17 protein-coding genes are annotated in these 18,909 nt (G+C 63.6%); 16 read left to right on the top strand and 1 reads right to left on the bottom strand.

What is annotated here, in order from left to right:
* The first annotated feature begins 61 nt into the window (after positions 1-61).
* The 13 genes from M2267_RS25535 (at position 62) to M2267_RS25475 (ending at position 14,275) form a co-directional block, all read left to right on the top strand.
* The gene (locus M2267_RS25535; protein WP_429118389.1) at positions 62-3,004 is read left to right on the top strand and encodes an SPOR domain-containing protein; all 2,943 of its coding nucleotides are present in this window, start codon (positions 62-64) and stop codon (positions 3,002-3,004) included.
* A gap of 154 nt (positions 3,005-3,158) precedes the next feature.
* Entirely contained in the window at positions 3,159-4,175 is a 1,017-nt protein-coding gene (nagZ, locus tag M2267_RS25530) for a beta-N-acetylhexosaminidase (RefSeq protein WP_043611577.1), read from the top strand.
* A gap of 99 nt (positions 4,176-4,274) precedes the next feature.
* Entirely contained in the window at positions 4,275-5,093 is an 819-nt protein-coding gene (locus M2267_RS25525; RefSeq protein WP_429118387.1) for a segregation and condensation protein A, read from the top strand.
* Complete coding sequence (gene scpB, locus M2267_RS25520; RefSeq protein ID WP_043611581.1) at positions 5,086-5,814, top strand: SMC-Scp complex subunit ScpB; 729 nt, start codon at positions 5,086-5,088, stop codon at positions 5,812-5,814. Before M2267_RS25525 ends, scpB begins: the two co-directional genes overlap by 8 nt.
* 82 nt (positions 5,815-5,896) lie before the next feature.
* Positions 5,897-7,009: an ABC transporter ATP-binding protein gene (locus M2267_RS25515; protein WP_043611584.1), complete on the top strand. Its 1,113-nt coding sequence runs from the start codon at positions 5,897-5,899 to the stop codon at positions 7,007-7,009.
* Between the two features lie 91 nt (positions 7,010-7,100).
* Positions 7,101-7,307 carry a twin-arginine translocase TatA/TatE family subunit gene (locus M2267_RS25510; protein WP_043611585.1) on the top strand — a complete coding sequence of 69 codons (207 nt, stop codon included), beginning with the start codon at positions 7,101-7,103 and terminating at the stop codon, positions 7,305-7,307.
* A 74-nt stretch (positions 7,308-7,381) separates the two neighbouring features.
* Positions 7,382-8,077 (top strand): Sec-independent protein translocase protein TatB, encoded by a 696-nt coding sequence (tatB, locus tag M2267_RS25505; RefSeq protein WP_429118384.1) that lies wholly within the window; start codon positions 7,382-7,384, stop codon positions 8,075-8,077.
* A complete protein-coding gene (tatC, locus tag M2267_RS25500) occupies positions 8,074-8,916 on the top strand; it encodes a twin-arginine translocase subunit TatC (protein ID WP_429118382.1) in 843 nt (280 codons plus the stop codon). The genes tatB and tatC overlap by 4 nt, the downstream gene beginning before the upstream one ends.
* Positions 8,917-8,962: 46 nt before the next feature.
* Complete coding sequence (gene serS, locus M2267_RS25495; RefSeq protein ID WP_429118379.1) at positions 8,963-10,246, top strand: serine--tRNA ligase; 1,284 nt, start codon at positions 8,963-8,965, stop codon at positions 10,244-10,246.
* A 26-nt stretch (positions 10,247-10,272) separates the two neighbouring features.
* On the top strand, positions 10,273-11,043 hold the full coding sequence (gene surE / locus M2267_RS25490) for a 5'/3'-nucleotidase SurE (RefSeq protein WP_192446062.1): 771 nt from the start codon (positions 10,273-10,275) through the stop codon (positions 11,041-11,043).
* Positions 11,040-11,693, top strand: a complete 654-nt coding sequence (locus M2267_RS25485; protein ID WP_429118376.1) for a protein-L-isoaspartate(D-aspartate) O-methyltransferase — start codon at positions 11,040-11,042, stop codon at positions 11,691-11,693. The genes surE and M2267_RS25485 overlap by 4 nt, the downstream gene beginning before the upstream one ends.
* 196 nt (positions 11,694-11,889) lie before the next feature.
* Positions 11,890-12,534 (top strand): hypothetical protein, encoded by a 645-nt coding sequence (locus M2267_RS25480; RefSeq protein WP_043611601.1) that lies wholly within the window; start codon positions 11,890-11,892, stop codon positions 12,532-12,534.
* Between the two features lie 187 nt (positions 12,535-12,721).
* Positions 12,722-14,275, top strand: a complete 1,554-nt coding sequence (locus M2267_RS25475) for a peptidoglycan DD-metalloendopeptidase family protein (protein ID WP_429118373.1) — start codon at positions 12,722-12,724, stop codon at positions 14,273-14,275.
* 118 nt (positions 14,276-14,393) lie between these two features.
* On the opposite strand, the gene M2267_RS25470 is transcribed toward M2267_RS25475, so the two are convergent.
* The gene (locus M2267_RS25470) at positions 14,394-15,263 is read right to left on the bottom strand and encodes an ATP-binding protein (RefSeq protein ID WP_192446066.1); all 870 of its coding nucleotides are present in this window, start codon (positions 15,261-15,263) and stop codon (positions 14,394-14,396) included.
* Positions 15,264-15,565: 302 nt separating this feature from the next.
* Between M2267_RS25470 and yajC the strand changes: the two genes are divergently transcribed.
* Genes yajC through M2267_RS25455 form a run of 3 tightly spaced genes read left to right on the top strand, consistent with a single transcriptional unit; the run spans position 15,566 to position 18,905 of the window.
* Positions 15,566-15,901, top strand: coding sequence for a preprotein translocase subunit YajC (gene yajC / locus M2267_RS25465; protein WP_034796611.1), 336 nt, complete (start codon positions 15,566-15,568; stop codon positions 15,899-15,901).
* Positions 15,902-15,946: 45 nt separating this feature from the next.
* A complete protein-coding gene (secDF, locus tag M2267_RS25460) occupies positions 15,947-18,517 on the top strand; it encodes a protein translocase subunit SecDF (RefSeq protein ID WP_429118369.1) in 2,571 nt (856 codons plus the stop codon).
* 1 nt (position 18,518) lies between these two features.
* Entirely contained in the window at positions 18,519-18,905 is a 387-nt protein-coding gene (locus M2267_RS25455) for an Mth938-like domain-containing protein (protein ID WP_429118367.1), read from the top strand.
* The last annotated feature ends 4 nt before the right edge of the window (positions 18,906-18,909 follow it).

The raw sequence follows: 18,909 nt of genomic DNA, 5'->3' as shown, positions 1-18,909 counted from the left end.
ATTGTCACCATTTTCCCACAATGCACTGGCACAGCGATACAGGCAATTGTGAGTGGAGAGCATGGCAGACAAACAATTCGCACGAAGCGGGCCGGCTGAATTCGATGTATTGGCAGACGATGATCCGTTGGCCGAACTCGCCCGGATCGTCGGTTACGATGCCCGGCCGGCCGTCCAACAGTTGCAGGAACTGCAGCGACACCAGGAGGCGGTGCGCCAAGACCCCGCCTTCGATCTCGAAGACGAACTGCTTCGCGCGTTCGACAGCTACGACGCGCCGCGGTCCGTGCCGCAGCCGGCTGCAGTCCAGCCGGCTCCGATCGAAGAACCGCGGTTCGAGGCTGTAGCCGAACAAGATGAGCCTCGGTTCGAGCCGGTAGCAGAACACGTCGTCGTGCACGAAGAGCCGGTGGCGGAGCCCGTTGCCGAGCTTGAAGAGCCGGTGTTCCTCCAGCCCGAACGCGTCGAGGCGGCGCCAGCCCCCGTCGCTGACGAGGACTATGCCGAGGTTCATGCCTTCTCCGTCGCGCCGCAGGTTGCCGAAGCCGGCAACACTGAGGCCTACGTCGATGAGCCGTCGTTCGACCTTGAACGCGAACTCGAATTGTCGCTTGGCGAAGCCGATCTGCTGTCGGACGATGTTGCCGAGGTTGCTCCTCACGTCGAGCCGCAGGAAAGCGATCCACGTGACCAGATCGTCGATACGTGGCAGCCGCCGGCCGTCGAGGCCGCTTCGGCCTGGGTCGAGCCGGCTCCGGTTGCAGATGCGTTTTCAGCTTTTGAACAGCCGCGCTTCGATGTGGTGGCCGAAGAGCGCGAAGTTGAGCGTTCCTATCAGATTGAGCCTTCCTATCAGGAAGACCTGATCGCAGCTCAGCCAGTCGTCGAGCAGGATGTCGCTCGCGACGATCTCTTGGCCGACATCGAACGGTTCCCGGTTCCGCCGGTTGCCGCGATGGTTGCCGCCGCGGTCCAATCGCATCCCGCTCTTCATTCGGAAACGCAGCCTGTCGTGGCACCGGTGGTCGCGCCAGCGGCTGCCACTGCCGCTCCGATAAAGAAGAGCCCTTATCCCTTTACGCCCACCTTCAGCCGGGCGACGCCGGTCGCATCCGCCTCGGGTGCCAGCCAGCAGCGTGCCTTTGCCGGCCCGCTGGTATCGTCGGTCGCAACGCCCGTTGCAGCTGTTGCTGCGCCGGTTACTGCCGTCGCTGCTGCCCCAGTCCAGGTCGCGGAACCCGTGGCCGAGGCGGCCAAGCCAGTTGCGCAGCCGGAGCACGAGCCGAGCTTCGACATCGAGAACTTCGAAATGGAGCTCTCCGACGAGGCGCTGAAGCTCGACTTTGCTGACGTTGTTTTCGATGAGCCGGTCGTTGCCGCCGTCGTACCGCAAACACCGGTGAAGCCGGCCGTGCAGGCCGCCATTCCGCAGCGCGAGCCGGAGCGGTTCGTCGAACCTTACGTCGCCCCCGCGCCGGTCGAGCGCCAGGAAGCACAACCCGAGAGCACGCTGCCCTTCGATCCTTCGATGATTTCCGAAGCCGAGAACGGCGTGGCGCCGATCGCGGACATGGACGTGCCGCAGCTGCCGGTCATCGAGACGGAGAAGCCGGTCGCCTATCCGGCCGACTACGATCTCGATATCGATGCGGAAATGGCCCAGCTCTTCGGAACGCCGGCTCCGGTGAAGGAAACCCGTCCGGCTGCCGTCGAAAAGGTAGAACCGGCCCGTCCGGCGCCGGCTGTTGCCGCTGCTCCGGCCTTGGGTCAGGGCTCGCTTGACGATTTCGACGAATTTGAGAAGGCGATGGAAGAAGACTTCCGCCGCTCGATCGTCGAACGCCCGGCCGTCGCCCGCGATGCCGAACGGCTTTCCGCGGCGCAGGGCCAGCAGGATGCCGGCGAATACCGCGAATATGGCACCGGCCGTCGCTCGCAGCGCACGATGTTGCTGGCGGCAAGCGTTGCCGGCGTCATCATCCTTGGTGGCGCTGCCGTCTACGCCTGGATGGGCGGTAGCGGCGCGGTCAACTCGGCCGAAGGCCCGAAGATCATTCTGGCGGACAAGGCCCCGGTCAAGGTCGTGCCCGAGGAGAAGGGCGGCAAGACCGTGCCGAACCAGGACAAGGCGGTTTATGATCGCGTTGCCGGTGCTCAGGCTGGCGCGCCGCAGCAGGAAGCTTTGGTCTCTTCGACCGAGGAGCCGATGGATGTCGTCCAGAGGACGCTGACGCCGGAAACCCTGCCGCTCGAAGGCAGCAACGAGGCCGAAACCCTGCAGACGGCTCTGCCGAACGAAGAGGACGGCGATCGCCTGCTGCCGGATGGCGGCAATAGCGAGACCGCGGCCCAAGAAGAAGACAAGACGCCGGCCGTCGCACCGAGGAAGGTGCGCACGATGATCGTCAAGCCGGATGGAACGCTGGTCGCTCGCGAAGAGCCGGTTGCAGCACCGGCGACCGATGTCGCCGGCACGACCCAGCCGCTGCCCGCAACGCCTTCGAACGACGTCGCGGCTGCAGGTCAGGCTTCCGCCAGCACCGACCAGGTCGCGCTCGCAGCAACGGGCAACGCCAACATCGAGCAGGTTCCGGTGCGCAGCGTTACGACGACGGCTTCCGCCGGTGGCGAAAAGGCTCCGACGCCGCAGACCCGCCCGGCCGCACAGCCGGTGGAAAACGCCCGCCCGGCGCAAGAGCAGGCCGCTCTCCCGGCTGAGACGCAGCCGGCACAGCAGGTTGCCACCGCATCGGTTCCGGCCGGTGGCTACTTCATCCAGGTCGCCTCTCTGCCGTCCGAAGCCGAGGCGCAGAAGTCCTACAACAGCCTGTCGAACAAGTTCGGAAGCGTCATTGGCGGCCGCGGTGTCGACATCCGCAAGGCGGAAATCGCCGGCAAGGGCACCTACTACCGCGTCCGTATCCCGGCCGGTTCGAAGGACGAGGCCAATGCCCTTTGCTCCAAGTACAAGGGCGCCGGCGGAAGCTGCCTGGTTACCAAGTAAACGGGCATAGTGATCGAGTTGACGAAAGGCGCGGCCGAGGAGGCCGCGCCTTTCGCGTTTTCGGGCTTCCAATTGCCCCATGACCTTGTGAAATGAGTGGGGGGCCCTGTCTTTGTGACTTCGCGCCGGGCAGCCCGCGCTCTATGCTTTTGGGATGAGCGAATCAAAAGCATTTATCTCCGGCTGCAAGGGCCTTTCCCTCACGAGCGACGAGCGCGATTTCTTCGCGGCAGAACGCCCGTGGGGTTTCATCCTGTTCGGGCGCAACATTGGCGAGGCGCAGCAGATCTCGGATCTGGTGGCAGCCCTTCGCGACAGCATCGGCAATCCGAATGCGCCCGTGCTCATCGACCAGGAAGGCGGACGCGTTCAACGCATCCGCCCGCCGCTCGTTCAGCAGTATCCGAATGGCGCGGCGATCGGCGAGATCTACCGCCGCGACGGGGAGCTCGGTCTGCGCGCCGCCTGGCTGATGGGGCGCTTGCATGCCTTTGACCTGATGCGCTTCGGCATCACCGTCGATTGCCTGCCGGTGCTCGACGTGCCGGTGCCCGGCAGCCACGACGTCATCGGCAACCGCGCCTACGGCCACGATCCGGAAACCGTCACGGCCATCGGCCGTGCGATGGGCGAGGGGCTGAAGGCCGGCGGCATGCTGCCGGTGATGAAGCACATGCCGGGCCACGGCCGCACCTTCGTCGATTCGCACCACAATCTGCCCGTCGTCAGCGCCACCTTCGACGAGCTTGCCGCGAGCGACTTCCTGCCCTTCGTTGCGATGAAGGACGAGGTAATGGCGATGTCGGCGCACATGGTGTTCACAACGATCGATCCGGACAATCCGGCCACCACCTCTGCGAAGGTCGTGCGCGAGATCATTCGTGGCCATATCGGCTTCGACGGCCTGCTGATGTCGGATGACGTGTCGATGAACGCGCTTGCCGGCGACATGACCACCCGCGCGCGCAACATCATTGCCGCGGGACTTGATCTCGTCTTGCATTGTCATGGCATAATGGAGGAAATGAAGGCCGTCGCGGATGTCGTGCCGGTTCTGGCAGGTGAGAGCTTGCGCCGGGCGAGGGCCGCAGAAGCCGCGTTCCGTGCGCCCGACGATGCGAGCGAAGTCGATTTGCGGGCGGAGTTCAACGCCCTGTTTGCAACGGTCTGAGGCAACGAAGACTGAAGGCAACAGAGACTGAAAGAAAGGGTCGGGCTGCCAGTGAGCAATGCGGGCGAAAGACAAGGCAAGCCTGCGTCGAAGGCGCCGATGGACCCGCTGTGGCAGGACGAGACTGCCGAGCGCGGACTGCATGAGGAAGCGCTGGTGGTCGATATCGCCGGCTTCGAAGGCCCGCTCGACCTGCTGCTGCATCTCGCCCGAAGCCAACGCGTCGATCTTTCGCGCATTTCCGTCCTGGCGCTCGCCGAGCAATACATCGCCTTTATCGAGCGGGCGCGCAGCATCCGCATCGAGCTTGCGGCCGATTACCTCGTCATGGCGGCGTGGCTCGCTTATCTGAAGTCGCGGCTGCTGATTCCGCAGCAGGCGAAGGATGACGGTCCTTCTGGCGAAGAGATGGCCTCGGCGCTCGCCTTCCGGCTGAAGCGGCTGGAAGCGATACGCGAGGCGGCGACGCGGCTCATCAACCGAAACCGGCTTGGCCGGGACGTGTTCGTCCGCGGTGCACCGGAGCATATCGTCACCGAGAGGAAATCCGGTTTCGACGCTTCGCTCTACGATCTGCTGAGCGCCTATGCGAGCCTGCGCCAGCGACAGGCGATCACCCAGGTGACGATCGAGAAGCGCCACGTCTGGTCGCTGTCCGATGCGCGGCTGATCCTGGCCCGTATGATCGGCGGCCTCGACGACTGGACGGCGCTCGATCACTTTCTCGTTCGCTACATGACGACGCCGAAGGAGAGGGCAACGGCAATCGCCAGCTCCTTTGCCGCGTCGCTCGAAATGGTTCGCGAGGGCCGCCTCGAAATTCGCCAGGAAGAAGCCTTCGCGCCGATCTATCTTCGACGCGGACCAAATCCGATCGATGCGGAGACCCTTGCCGAGATGGAGGCAGCCCGTGGCTGAAGCCCAGAAGTACCTGCCTGGCGTTCCCGACGAGGAGGACGAGATCGAAGCGGCATCTTTCGATCCACGGCTTGAGCAGGAAGCCGAGCGTATCGCCGAAGCCCTGGTGTTCGCTTCGGCGCAGCCGGTGTCCGAGGCTTACATCGAGAGCCGGCTTCCGCTGGGTGCCGATGTGCGCGCGATCATGCTCCGGCTGAAGGCCCTTTATGCGACGCGCGGCGTCAACCTTGTCCAGGTGGCAGACCATTGGGCCTTCCGCACGGCCGCCGACCTCTCCTTCGTCGTTCAGACCGACGAACAGGAGGTCCGCAAGCTTTCACGAGCCGCCCTCGAGGTTCTGTCGATCATTGCCTACCATCAGCCGGTCACGCGCGCCGAGATCGAGGATATCCGCGGCGTGCAGACCTCGAAGGGCACGCTCGACGTGTTGATGGAGGCGGGCTGGGTCCGCTTTCGCGGGCGCCGGCGCACACCGGGACGCCCGGTGACCTTCGGCACGACGCGCGACTTCCTCGATCACTTCGGCCTTGAGGAACTGCGCGACCTGCCGGGCATCGAGGAATTGAAGGGCGCCGGGCTGCTTTCCGGCCGCGTGCCTTCGAACCTCAACATCCCTGTTCCGACCGGCGACGACGAACTCGCCGAGAACGAGGATCCGATCACCCAGCTCGATCTGGAGGAACTGGGGCTCTTGACACCGAAGGGCGAAGAAGCCGATTAGAAAAACCTGATTATAGATATCGGCTTTCCATGGCGTCGGGCCCTGCTGGCCCTGCGCCACTGGTGTCAAGGAATGCAAGAGCATGGTTTCAGATCCGCAGGACGCTCCCGTCATGACCACGCGACGGACAGCGGGCGTCTCTTTCGCGGCGAGCCTGACCTTCGAAGATATCCATCACAGCTATCACGCCAAGGAAACGATCAAGGGCGTCAGCCTGGCGGCTAAGGCCGGCGAGGTCCTGTGCCTGCTCGGGCCTTCGGGATCCGGCAAGACGACCCTGCTGCGCATCGCCGCGGGCATCGAGCGGCAGAGCGCCGGGCGTCTGATGCTCAACGGCCAGGAAATCTCCGGTCCCTCTGTTTTCCTGCCCCCGGAAAAGCGTGGCGTCGGGCTGATGTTCCAGGACTTCGCGCTTTTCCCGCACATGACGATCCGTGACAACGTCCGCTTCGGTCTGACGGCGATCCCCAAGAAGGAAGGCCTGATCCAGGCGGATGCGGCACTCGAGCGTGTTGGCCTGTCGCACTATGCCGATCAGTATCCGCATGTGCTGTCGGGCGGCGAGCAGCAGCGCGTGGCGCTTGCCCGCGCGCTCGCGCCGCGTCCGGCGGTGCTGTTGATGGACGAACCCTTTTCCGGCCTCGACTCGCGCCTCAAGGATTCCATCCGTGCCGACACCCTCGCGATCCTCAGGGAAACGCGGGCAACTGCGATCGTCGTCACGCATGACGCTGAAGAGGCGATGCGCATGGCGGATCGCATCGCGCTCCTGAAGGACGGGCGCCTCGTTCAGGTGGGAACGGCCGATGAACTCTACCGCGAGCCGCGGGATCTTTTTGCCGCCGGTTTCTTCTCGGAAATCAACGTCTTCGATGCCCAGGTTCGTGGCGGCCGCGTCGAGACGCCGGTCGGAAGCGTTGCAGCCGGCCCCCACCCGGAAGGCAAGCGCCTCTCGGTGGCCGTCAGGCTGTCTGGGGTACGCGTCGGCGAAGAAGGTGGCGACATTCCTGCCCGCATTCTCTCCCGTCGCTTCATCGGAGTGGTCGAGCTTCTGGAGCTTGCCGTGCCTCGTTGTGAGGAGGTGGTCCGGGCGCGCATCAGGGCGGACCGATTGCCGCATGGATTGCGTGATGTAATGCTTTCAGTTAACGAGCGGGATATATTACTGTTTGAAAAAAGCAGTTCGGCATCTTAGGGTCTGTCACAACGAGACGCGTGCTTGGGGCACGCCTGAAAATTGACATGTGATAGAGCCTAAATCGGGGAAGGCTCAGAGGAGTAAGAGCATGGGTTCGTTAAGCATTTGGCACTGGCTGATCGTTCTGGTCGTGGTGCTGCTCTTGTTCGGTCGTGGCAAGATCCCCGAACTGATGGGTGACGTTGCCAAGGGCATCAAGAGCTTCAAGAAGGGCATGTCCGACGACGATGCGGCTGCTACCGACAAGACGCTCGACGGCAAGACCGTTGACCACAAGTCTGACGAAGTTCGCTAACAGTCTGGTGTCGGTGAAGCCTGTCCGGTGTCCGTACCGGGCCGGCGGCATCAAGGGTTTGCAGGACATATCGCATGCTTGATATCGGCTGGACCGAGCTCGTCGTCATCGCAATCGTTCTGATCGTGGTTGTCGGGCCGAAAGACCTTCCGCCAATGTTGCGGGCTTTCGGCCGCATGACTGCGAAGATGCGCGGCATGGCATCGGATTTCCGTCAGCAGTTCGATGAAGCGCTGCGCGAAGCGGACCTCGACGAGGTTCGAAAGACCATCAGCGACGCGCAAAGCCTCAATCCGGCCAATGCGTTGCGCGATGCGATCAATCCGCTTCGCCAGATGGGCAACGATATCAAGGCGGACCTGCAGAAGGCGGCAACGCCCGACCAGCCCGCGACACCGAGCAGCGTTGATCCGGTGACCGCCGTGGAGCCGGCTGTCGCGCCGGCGGCGGTCGAAACCAAGCCTGCAGATGCGGTTGCCGCCGCGGCAATCGGTTCGGCCAATCGCCAGATCGAGCGCGCCGAGGTCGCATCCGTACCGGCAGAAAAGCCGAAGCGCGCGGTCAAGGCGCAGACCGACGCGGCGCCGGTGGTAAAGAAGGCTGCGCCCAAGCCGGCAACGGCAGCGCCCAAGGCGGCCACGGCAAAGTCTGCTGCCAAGGCGCCCGCGAATCCGGCCGCTGAAAAGAAAAAAGTGACGCCGACAGGGGCTGAGCCTGCTGCCAAGACGTCAAAGCCGCGCACCAGCGCGCGCAAGAAAGGTGAAGCATGAGCGGCGAAATCGAGGACCGGCCGCAGCCGCTGATCGAGCATCTGATCGAATTGCGCAGGCGCCTGATGTGGGCCATCGGCGCGTTCTTCATTGCGTTCCTCGTCTGCTTCTACTTCGCCAAGGGCCTGTTCAACCTGCTGGTGCTGCCGTTCAAATGGGCCGTGAGCTGGGCGGGCCTCAACCATCGCAACGTCGAGCTCATCTACACGGCGCCGCAGGAGTTCTTCTTCACCCAGATCAAGGTCGCGATGTTCGGTGCGCTGGTCATTGCCTTTCCCGTAATTGCGGCACAGATCTACAAGTTTGTGGCGCCTGGGCTCTATAAGAACGAGCGCGCAGCGTTCCTGCCGTTCCTGATTGCGTCACCACTCCTGTTTCTGCTCGGCGGCGCACTGGTCTATTTCTTCTTCACGCCGATGGTCATGTGGTTCTTCCTGGCCATGGAGCAGGGTGGTGGCGAAGGGCAGGTGGCCATTCAGCTTCTGCCGAAGGTCTCGGAATATCTGAGCCTGATCATGTCGCTGGTCTTCGCTTTCGGGCTCGTCTTCCAGCTGCCAGTCATCACCACGCTTCTTGCCCGTGTCGGTTTCGTGACGTCTCAGGGCCTTGCCGAGAAGCGCAAATACGCGATCGTGATCGCCTTCGTTGTCGCGGCCGTGCTCACGCCGCCCGATCCGATTTCCCAGATCGGCCTTGCGCTGCCAGCCATCCTTCTCTACGAAATTTCGATCTATACGGCGCGACTCGTCGAAAGGCAGCGGGCAGCGGACGCGCTCAAGAGCGAGGCTGCTGAGTCGCAGGAAGGATCTTCCGGAGAGGTCGGCCCCGCCAAGGGCTGAGCATTCGAGATTTCGCGCCGTGATCTGACCAACGCGTGGAACGAAAATGCTTGATATCAAATGGATCCGTGAGAATGCCGAGATGCTGGACGCCGCCCTGGCGAAGCGGGGCGCGGAGCCTTTGTCGGCATCTCTGATCGCGCTCGACGAACGCCGCCGCACGAACCTTCAGGCGCTGCAGGACATGCAGTCGCGCCGCAACGCGGCCTCGAAAGATATCGGCGCTGCCATGGCGCAGAAGAATGCCGAGCTCGCCGATAGGCTGAAGGCCGAGGTGGCTGACCTCAAGAACGCCATGCCGGCGCTCGAAGAGGACAGCCGCAAGATCGAGGCCGAGCTTAGCGATGCCCTGTCGCGCATTCCGAATATCCCGTTGGACGATGTTCCCGTCGGCTCCGACGAGAGCGGCAACGTCGTCAAGAGCGTCGTCGGCAAGAAGCCCAGCTGGAACCACCAGCCGCGTGAGCATTTCGAGGTCGGCGAAGCACTCGGCCTGATGGATTTCGAGGGCGCGGCCCGCATTTCCGGCTCGCGTTTCACGATCCTGAAGGGGCAATTGGCGCGGCTCGAGCGCGCGCTCGGCCAGTTCATGCTCGACCTGCACACCCAGGAACACGGTTACACCGAAGTGCAGCCGCCGCTTCTCGTGCGCGACGATGCGATGTACGGCACCGGCCAGCTGCCGAAGTTCGCCGAGGATCTTTTCCGCACCACCGACGGCCGCTGGCTGATCCCGACCGCGGAAGTGCCGCTGACCAACATCGTCCGCGAACAGATCCTCGAAGGCGAAAAGCTGCCGCTGCGCTTCACCGCGCTGACGCCGTCCTTCCGTTCGGAAGCAGGCTCTGCCGGTCGCGACACCCGCGGCATGCTGCGCCAGCACCAGTTCAACAAGGTCGAACTGGTGTCGATCACCGATGCGGAATCGTCGATCGACGAACACGAGCGCATGACCGCCTGCGCCGAGGAGGTGCTGAAGCGCCTCGGCCTGCATTACCGCGTCATGACCCTTTGCACCGGCGACATGGGCTTTGGCGCCCGCAAGACCTACGATCTCGAGGTCTGGCTGCCGGGTCAGGATACGTTCCGCGAGATTTCGTCGTGCTCGGTCTGCGGCGATTTCCAGGCACGCCGCATGAATGCCCGCTATCGCACCAAGGAAGACAAGGGAACGCGCTTCGTTCACACGATGAACGGCTCGGGCGTTGCCGTCGGCCGCGCGCTCATCGCCGTCATCGAGAACTATCTGAATGACGATGGTTCGATATCGGTGCCGGAGGTGCTGGTTCCCTACATGGGCGGCCAGACGCGCATCGAAAAGGTTGCCTGAGCGAACGTCGAGGGGAGTACGGCATCATGCGGATCCTGCTGACAAACGATGACGGCATTCACGCCGAGGGCCTGTCGGTGCTCGAACGGGTCGCCCGGACGATTTCTGACGACGTCTGGGTCGTCGCGCCGGAGGCGGACCAGAGCGGCCTTGCCCATTCGCTGACGCTGTCGGAGCCATTGCGGCTGCGACAGATCGCGGAAAAGCGCTTCGCACTTCGTGGCACGCCGACCGATTGCGTCATCATGGCGGTCCGCAAGGTGCTCGATCGCAAGCCCGATCTCGTGCTGTCCGGCGTCAACATCGGTGCCAACATGGCCGACGACGTGACCTATTCCGGCACCGTCGCCGGCGCCATCGAGGGAACCCTGCAGGGCATCCGCTCGATCGCGTTGAGCCAGGCCTACAATCACACGGTCGGAAAGACGGTGCCTTGGGATGTTGTCGAAACCCATGCGCCGGCCTTGATCCGCAAGCTGATGAAGGTGGACCTGCCTGACGGCACGCTGCTCAACGTCAACTTCCCGAACTGCTCGGCGGATACCGTCGCCGGCACGGAAGTGACGTCGCAAGGCAAGCTCGATTTCGGCCTGTCGATCGACGAGCGAACCGACGGTCGCGGCTTTCCCTATTTCTGGCTGCGTTTCGGCGAGCGCTTCGGCGATTTCCGCGCTGGCACCGACATTCACGCCCTGCGTGAAAACATGATCTCGGTCACGCCGCTTAAGCTCGACCTCACCGACTACAGTGTCCAGGACCGCCTGGCGCGGGCGCTCAACGAGGGAGCCGTTGATTGAGCGCGCGGGTGTCGGAACAGGAAGGCTTTGCCAAGATGGTGCTGCGGCTGCGCGCCGAAGGCATTACCAACCATGACTTGCTGAAGGCCGTCGAGCAGACGCCGCGCAGCTATTTCGCGCCGCCGCAGTACCAGGCCGAAGCCCATTCGCAGCGAACGATCCCGCTCGATTGCGGTTCGTTCATGGAGGGATACGACTTTGCGGTCCGTCTGCTGCACAGTCTCAATCTGAAATCCGGCCAGCGTGTTCTCGAAGTCGGCACCGGCAGCGGCTTCACCGCCGCGGTCATGGGACGCGTTGCCGAGCGGGTGCTGACGATCGACCGCTATCAGACGCTCGTCGGCATCGCCCAGAAGAACCTCGAAAAAACGGGCATTCGCAACGTCATCGTCCGGCACGCTGATGGCAGTGCCGGCGTGCCGGGTGAGGGCACCTTCGACCGGATCCTCATCACCGCCGCCTTCAACAGCCTGCCGCGCATGTTCTCGGATCACCTGGTTTCCGGCGGCACCCTTTTGGTGCCGATCATGATGAGCGAGACCCATTGTCGGGTCGTGCGCGTCAGCCGCACGGGCAGCCGCTTCGATCGCGAGGATCTGTTCGACGCGCCTTACCTTCCGATCGTGCCGCAACTGGCATCGTTTCTCTGAACGTCGAAATCCCGTCCGCTCGGGTAAGAAGCCGCGGCTCGCGCCGATATCGACTATTAACGAGTCCTTAACTTCCTCCAGCCTCGCGCAAGCTTCGCGCCATACGCCTGCCGTGCACGGACAGGGTTCCCGCCTGTGAGTCGTCGCTTGCCTTGCGACGTCGGCGGACACCGGTCGCGAGGTACGGAGACGGCACATGCAGATCGCGAACAGGTTGACGGCGGCAGCATCGGGCGACGGGCTGAACAATCTTGCCGGGCGCAATGCCGGCCAGACGAATTCCGCGGGCAAGGATGAGCAGGCGGCACAGGCGCTCGCCGCGACCTTCTTTGATCCGACGCCACGCATCTCGCTTTCGGCCGATGCCCTGCTTTATCTCGGCCAGACCAAGAAGGCCTCCGACGGCCAGCCGGCGCTCACCCGCGAGGAATGGAACAATCGCCTGTCGCCGCAACTGGCCTCGCGCGAGTACCAGGCCTTCGGCAGGTTTCTCGATTCCGGCGATCACCAAGCCTATTACAAGAGCTTCATAGACTACTACGACGGTCTTCGGCCGGAGGACCAGAACAGTCTGCGCTATTTCGGGACACGCGAAGCGGCCGTGGCCGGCCTGCGGTCGCTCGAATATGAAGAAGCAAGCGGCGCGGACGGAGATACCGCCTTCCAGACGCTGGTGAGCGTGCTGCTCGAGGAAGACAAGACGGCCCAGTCCGAAACCCTGGCGCAGCCGGCCGGTCGGCAGATTTTTGCCTGGGACCTGACGAGCATCAGCTACGAGGAAGACCAGACGGAGCGCCGGTCCGTGTCCGAGATCGAGCGCCTCTATTCCGAACTGATCTAGCGTTACGCTTTCCTGCCCGGGCGGCCGCTGCGGCGGCTGCTGCTAACAGGCGCTTGACGGGCGGCGGCCGGCCTATGGTTAGCATTTGGTCAAATTAGTCCTTTGGTGGGGTCTACCTTAACCACGCGGTAACTCTAATACGCTTTAATCAATCCACATCGAGTTGCGTTCGGAGTGGGTAAGCGTCATGCGTAAGTTTGTATCTCCCGGGGTTGGAAAGTCGACGATCCGCCTTTGCGTGGCGGTCCTGCTGGCAGGCGTCGCAACAGGCTGCAGTTCGGATGCAAGCCGGTTTGACGGCCTGTTTTCGCGGTCCGACAACATCACCACAAATTCCATCCCCCGAGACGCAACGCCGGTTCCGCGTGGGGATGTGTCCGTCGGTCAGATGGCTGCGGCGCCGGTTGATAACCGCGGCTCGGCTCTCGGTCAGCCCTATCCGGCGGGAGCCGGGCAGGGTGCCTACGATCCGGTAAACACCGCATCCACGCCTGTATCCAACGCCCGCGTCGCCTCGACCCCAATCTCCGTTCAGCGCAACACCCTGGCTGACCCGAGCCAGGCTGCCCATCAGCGTCCCGAAGCCCAGCCGTTCCCGGCAGCACGCCAGCAGGCCGCACTCGCCACGCAGCAGACGCTTCCCGCGACGGTCAAGGAAACCGCAAGCAAGAGCGGCTGGACGACACAGAACGCCCCGACGATCATGGTTCGCCCGGGTGACAACGTCGCCGTTCTCTCCAAGCGTTTCGGCGTTCCGGAAAAGGAAATCCTGAAGGCCAACGGCCTGCAGTCCGCAGCGCAGGTCGAAACCGGCCAGCGTCTCGTCATCCCGACCTTCGGCGTCGCAGGCAGCGCGGCCAAGGCAGCCGCCACCAACTCGATCGCCGATCTCGATGGCAGCAACCGCCAGCCGTCGCCGCTGCCGGTCAACCAGCGCGACGTCGCGATCCTGCCGGGTTCGGCCCAGTCCCGCGAAAAGGGCGAAGGCAAGTCCGACATCGTTGCAGGCAAGCCGGCAACGAACGGCGAGGGTGCCGGCGGCGGATCCTACACCGTCAAGCCGGGCGACTCGCTCAACCGTATCGCCAAGACGACGGGCGTCTCCGTTGCCGCCCTCAAGCAGGCAAACGGCCTGACCGCCGAATCGATCCGCGTCGGCCAGACGCTGCAGTTGCCGGGCGCAAATGGTGCCGCTCCGGACCAGGTCAAGACGGCCTCGGTTCCGAAGAAGGCAGAGCAGCCGCAGGTCGCTTCGCTCGACAAGAACAAGCCGGCTGAATACCAGGCGCCGGTTGCCAAGCAGAGCGTCAGCGAAGTCGCCAGCAAGTCGACCGACATGGGCGAAGATTCTCCGAAGTCGACCGGCATCAGCAAGTACCGCTGGCCGGTGCGCGGCGCAGTCGTCGCCGGCTACGGCGCCAATGTCGACGGCAACCGCAACGACGGCATCAACATCTCGGTGCCGGAGGGCACGCCGATCAAGGCGGCTGAAAACGGTGTCGTTATCTATTCGGGCAGCAGCCTGAAGGAACTCGGCAACGCCGTCCTGGTCCGTCACGACGACGGCACGGTCACGGTCTACGGCAATGCGTCGGAACTCAAGGTTCAGCGCGGTCAGAAGGTTCAGCGCGGCCAGACGCTCGCAGCCTCCGGCATGACCGGCCGGGCAAGCCAGCCGCAGGTACACTTCGAGGTGCGCAAGAATGCCACCGCGGTAAACCCGGCGACCTTCCTCGAATAGTCTCGGTCGGTCGCAGAACAGAACCCGATCCGATATTATGGCACCGCCTGTCCTTTTGGGCAGGCGGTGCTTTCTGTTTCACGATATCGGTGGAGTGCGTCGCTCGCGACGCGCCCGGTTACCCGTCGATCCTGTGGCGCAGGCGCCCGGCGAGATCCTGGATGAACTGCCAGGCGACGCGGCCGGATCTCGCGCCACGGGTCGTTGCCCATTCCAGCGCCTCGGCATGCAGGGTTTCGCGATCGCGCTTGAAGCCATAGTGCTCGGCATAGCCGTCGATCATCGCCAAATAGTCGTCCTGGCTGCATTTGTGGAAGCCGAGCCACAGGCCGAAACGGTCGGACAGCGATACCTTCTCTTCGACCGCTTCCGACGGATTGATGGCCGTCGACTGCTCGTTCTCCATCATGTGCCGCGGCAGCAGGTGCCGCCGGTTCGACGTGGCATAGAGCAGCACGTTGGAAGGGCGCCCTTCGACGCCGCCGTCAAGCACGGCCTTCAGCGACTTGTAGGACGTATCGTCGTGATCGAAGGACAGGTCGTCGCAGAAGACGATCACCGGGACCGGCGCGGTCTTCAGAATGTCCATCAGCGCCGGCAGGGTGGCGATATCTTCGCGATGGACCTCGACGAGCTTCACCGCAACGCCGGTGTCGCGCGCAACCTGCGCATGGACCGATTTCACCAGCGAGGATTTGCCCATGCCGCGCGCGCCCCAGAGGAGCACGTTGTTGGCCGTGAAGCCCTCGGCGAAGCGAAGCGTGTTGTCGAGCAGGATGTCGCGGACGTGGTCGACCCCGGTGATCAGGGACAGTTCGATGCGGTTCGGCTTGGCGACCGGCTGCAGATGGTGCGTCGCCGGTGCCCAGACGAAGCACTCGGCAGCGGTCCAGTCGTTGGCTGCGGCGGCAGGCCCTGCCATGCGCTCGATCGCCGCGGAAAGCTTCTGCATTTCCCTGATGAGTACGTCGATCTTTGCTTCCGGCATATGTCTCTCTCCACTCGCTGAATCAGGTGTTTGGCCGTACCGTCCTGATTCGAGGCGGCGTGGCCCTGGTGTTTACCGTAACCGCGTCGCGGCCTGGTCCCACCAGAAACCCGGTAGCACGCAGGTTTACGCTGGAAAAGGTCACCGAGGCCCGCGCGAGGGGTTCTCCTCTTGTGTAAATTGTGTCAGAGGCACAGGAACGGGTACGGGTGCCCGCGGCTTTGCAGAGCGGCCGGGCGTCCCTATATTCCGGCCGATTTGGCGCGGAGGAACCGCCGATATTTGAACTCAAGGAGTGATCGATGTTCATTACCGAAGCTTTTGCGCAGACTGCCGGCGCCCCTTCCGCCGGCGGCGCGGACATTCTCATGTCCATCCTGCCGTTCCTGCTGATTTTCGTCGTTATGTATTTCCTGATCATCCGTCCGCAGCGCGCTCAGATGAAGCGCCGCGAGGAGCTCCTGAAGAACATTCGCCGCGGTGACCAGGTCGTGACCGGCGGCGGCATCGTCGGCAAGGTAACCAAGGTCGTCGACGACAGCGAACTCGAAGTCGAAATCGCCGATGGCGTGAAGATCCGTGTCGTCCGCAGCGGCGTGTCGGAAGTTCGCGTCAAGGGCGAGCCGGTCAAGGAATAAGGCAGGAACAGTCACCACCAGCCAAGCAATTGGAGCGTTTGAGGCATGCGCAGATTACCGCCGTTGAAACGTATCCTCGTCTGGTTGGTGGCGCTTGCCGGCATCGCTTTTGCGCTGCCGAATGTACTGACCCGGGAAGAGGCAGCCGAGCTTCCGGCTTGGCTGCCGCACCGCCAGGTGGCGCTTGGGCTCGATCTCCAGGGCGGCTCCCATTTCATGCTGCGGGCCGCGCGTAGCGACATTGTCGCCGAACGGCTCGGGACGATCGCCAACGAGGTCGGCAAATCCCTGCGCGATGCCGACATCGCCTATATCGGCCTTTCCGGCGAAGGCCAGTCGATCACCTTCCGCGTTCGCGACCGGTCGCAACTTTCAGCCGCTCGCGAGCGGCTGAAGCCGCTGACGGCGCCTGTCGAGATCGGCGGCTTCGGCTCCGAGCCGATTTCCGAAGTTGTGTTCGACAGTGCAGAACCGGACGAACTGGTTCGCCTGCGCCTGACGGACGAAGGCATCGACTACCGGCTCTCGCTCGCCGTGGCGCAGTCCATCGATGTCGTGCGCCGCCGCGTGGCCGAAGTCGGCGCCACCGATCCGCTGATCCAGCGCCGCGGCGACGACCGGCTGATCGTACAGGTGCCCGGCCTCGGCGATCCGCAGCGGTTGAAGGACCTGCTCAGCCAGAGGGCCAATCTGGCTCTGCGGATGCTCGATACCTCCGTGCCCGTGCAACGGGCCGTCGAGGGGCAGCCGCCGTCCGGAACGGAAGTCCTCTATTCCTTCGACGACCCGCCGGTGCCCTATCTCGTCGAAAAGGCGCCGCTGCTTGCCGCCGCGAATTATGTTGCAGCCCAGCCGGAACCTGATGCTTCTGGCGAAAGCGCGTCGGTTGCCATCAAGATCGATGCCGCGTCGCAGCAACGCGTTGCCGCCCTTGCGGCGCAGCAGCCGCCAAGGGACGCAGCGATCGTTCTCGACGGACAGGTCATCGCGACGCTCAAGCTGTCGGAGGCGGTCAACGGCGATACCCTGCGCATCTCTGCGGACCTGCCGACCGAAGGTGCGACCGACCTTGCCGCTCTCGTCCGCACGGGACCGCTTCCCACGCCCCTGACCTTTGTCGAAGAGCGGACGGTCGGCCCCGGCGTCGGTGGCGACGCCATCGCCGATGGCCTGAAGGCCGGCCTGGTTGCTGCGGTCGCGGTCGCCGCTTCCATGATTTTCTTCTACGGCGTCTTCGGCGTCTTTGCCGTCATTGCGCTTGCCCTGAACATTGTCCTGATCATCGCGGCGCTCTCCCTCTCGGGCGCGACGCTGACCCTTCCGGGCATTGCCGGCATCATTCTGACGATCGGCGTCGCGGTCGATTCGAACGTGCTGATCTACGAGCGCCTGCGGGAAGAGGTTCGCGGCGCCGAGCCTCTGCGGCGCACGATCAACGACGCTTTTTCGCGCGTGTTCAGCAGCATCTTCGACGCCAACCTGACGATGCTGATTGCGAGCGCAATTCTCTTCTATCTCGGCTCTGGATCGGTGCGCGGCTTTGCCGTGACGCTCGCAATCGGTAGCGTTACGACGCTCTTCACTGCCTACACGGTGACCCGTCTGATCGTAAAGCGCTGGCTGCGCCACTGGAAGTCGGAGCGCCTGCCGAAGGGCATTCGCACCGGCCGCTTCAGCGACCTGGACATCCGCTTCATGCGGATCCGCAACCCGGTCTTCATCCTGATGGCCGCCCTGTCGCTTGCCTCCGTGCTGCTCCTTGCCGGCATCGGGCTCAATCTCGGTGTCGATTTCAAGGGCGGCTCGATCATCGAGCTGCATTCCAAGGGCGGACCGGTCGATGTCGCCGATCTTCGCGCGCGCCTCGACGAGTTGAATTTCGGCGAGGTCCAGGTGCAGCAGCTCGGCTCGGGCGAAGACGTTCTCGTTCGGGTGCCGTCGCAGGAAGCGGGCGACAACGCCGAGCAGACGGCTGCCGGCGTCATCCGCTCGGAACTTTCGGACGAGTATGATTTCCGCCGCGTCGAGGTGGTCGGTCCCGTCGTATCCGGCGAACTGACACGTGCCGGCACCATCGGGCTTGCCGTTTCGTTCCTGGCGATCCTGCTCTATGTGTGGCTGCGTTTCGAATGGCGCTTCGCCGTCGGCGCGATCATCGCCACGACGCACGACGTGCTGCTGACGATCGGTTTCCTGGTGCTGACCGGCATCGAGTTCAATCTCGGCAGCATTGCCGCAGTTTTGACGATCGTCGGCTACTCGTTGAACGACACGGTCGTCATCTACGATCGTATCCGCGAAAATCTCGCACGCTACAAGCGCATGCCGTTGTCGGTTCTGATCGACACCTCGATCAACCAGACGCTGTCGCGCACGATCCTGACGGCGCTGACGACGGTTCTGGCCCTGACAGCGCTTTATCTCTTCGGTGGCGGCCTCATCCGCGCCTTCAGTGTTACAATGCTGTTTGGCGTTATCGTCGGAACGATCTCGTCCATTTACATCGCCGGGCCGATCCTCATCCTGTTCAGGAAGCGGACAGACCACATTCCGGGGGACGAGAACGCCTCCGGCGCGGATACGGGTGCCGCCGGCGCGGCGAAGGGTGCTGTTTGAAATGCCTAAGGGAATTGAAATTCGCGAAGCCCACTTTCCGGGACGTGCGCCCATCGATGCCTACGGCAATGGTGGCTTTCGCTTCGCAGACATGTCGCATCGTGGCTCGATCCTGATGCTGCCCTCGGGCGTCTATGCATGGGAGGTCGCCGAGGGCGATGCGCTGACGGTCGAGAAGTTCTACAAGGTCATCGATGAGGCGAAGGACATCGAGGTGCTGCTGGTCGGCACCGGCAAGGACATTCGCCCGCTGCCGGCCGATGTGAAGACAGCTTTGCGCGCCGCCAACATATCGTCGGATCCCATGAGCACCGGGGCCGCCGTCCGCACCTACAATGTGATGCTGGCCGAATCGCGCGCCGTCGCCGTCGCACTGATCGCCGTCTGATCGG

The sequence above is a fragment of the Ensifer sp. KUDG1 genome (assembly GCF_050434285.1).
GTDB lineage: Bacteria > Pseudomonadota > Alphaproteobacteria > Rhizobiales > Rhizobiaceae > Ensifer.
Note: the sequence above shows the minus strand (reverse complement) of the source record. Positions and strands in the feature narration are given on the sequence as shown.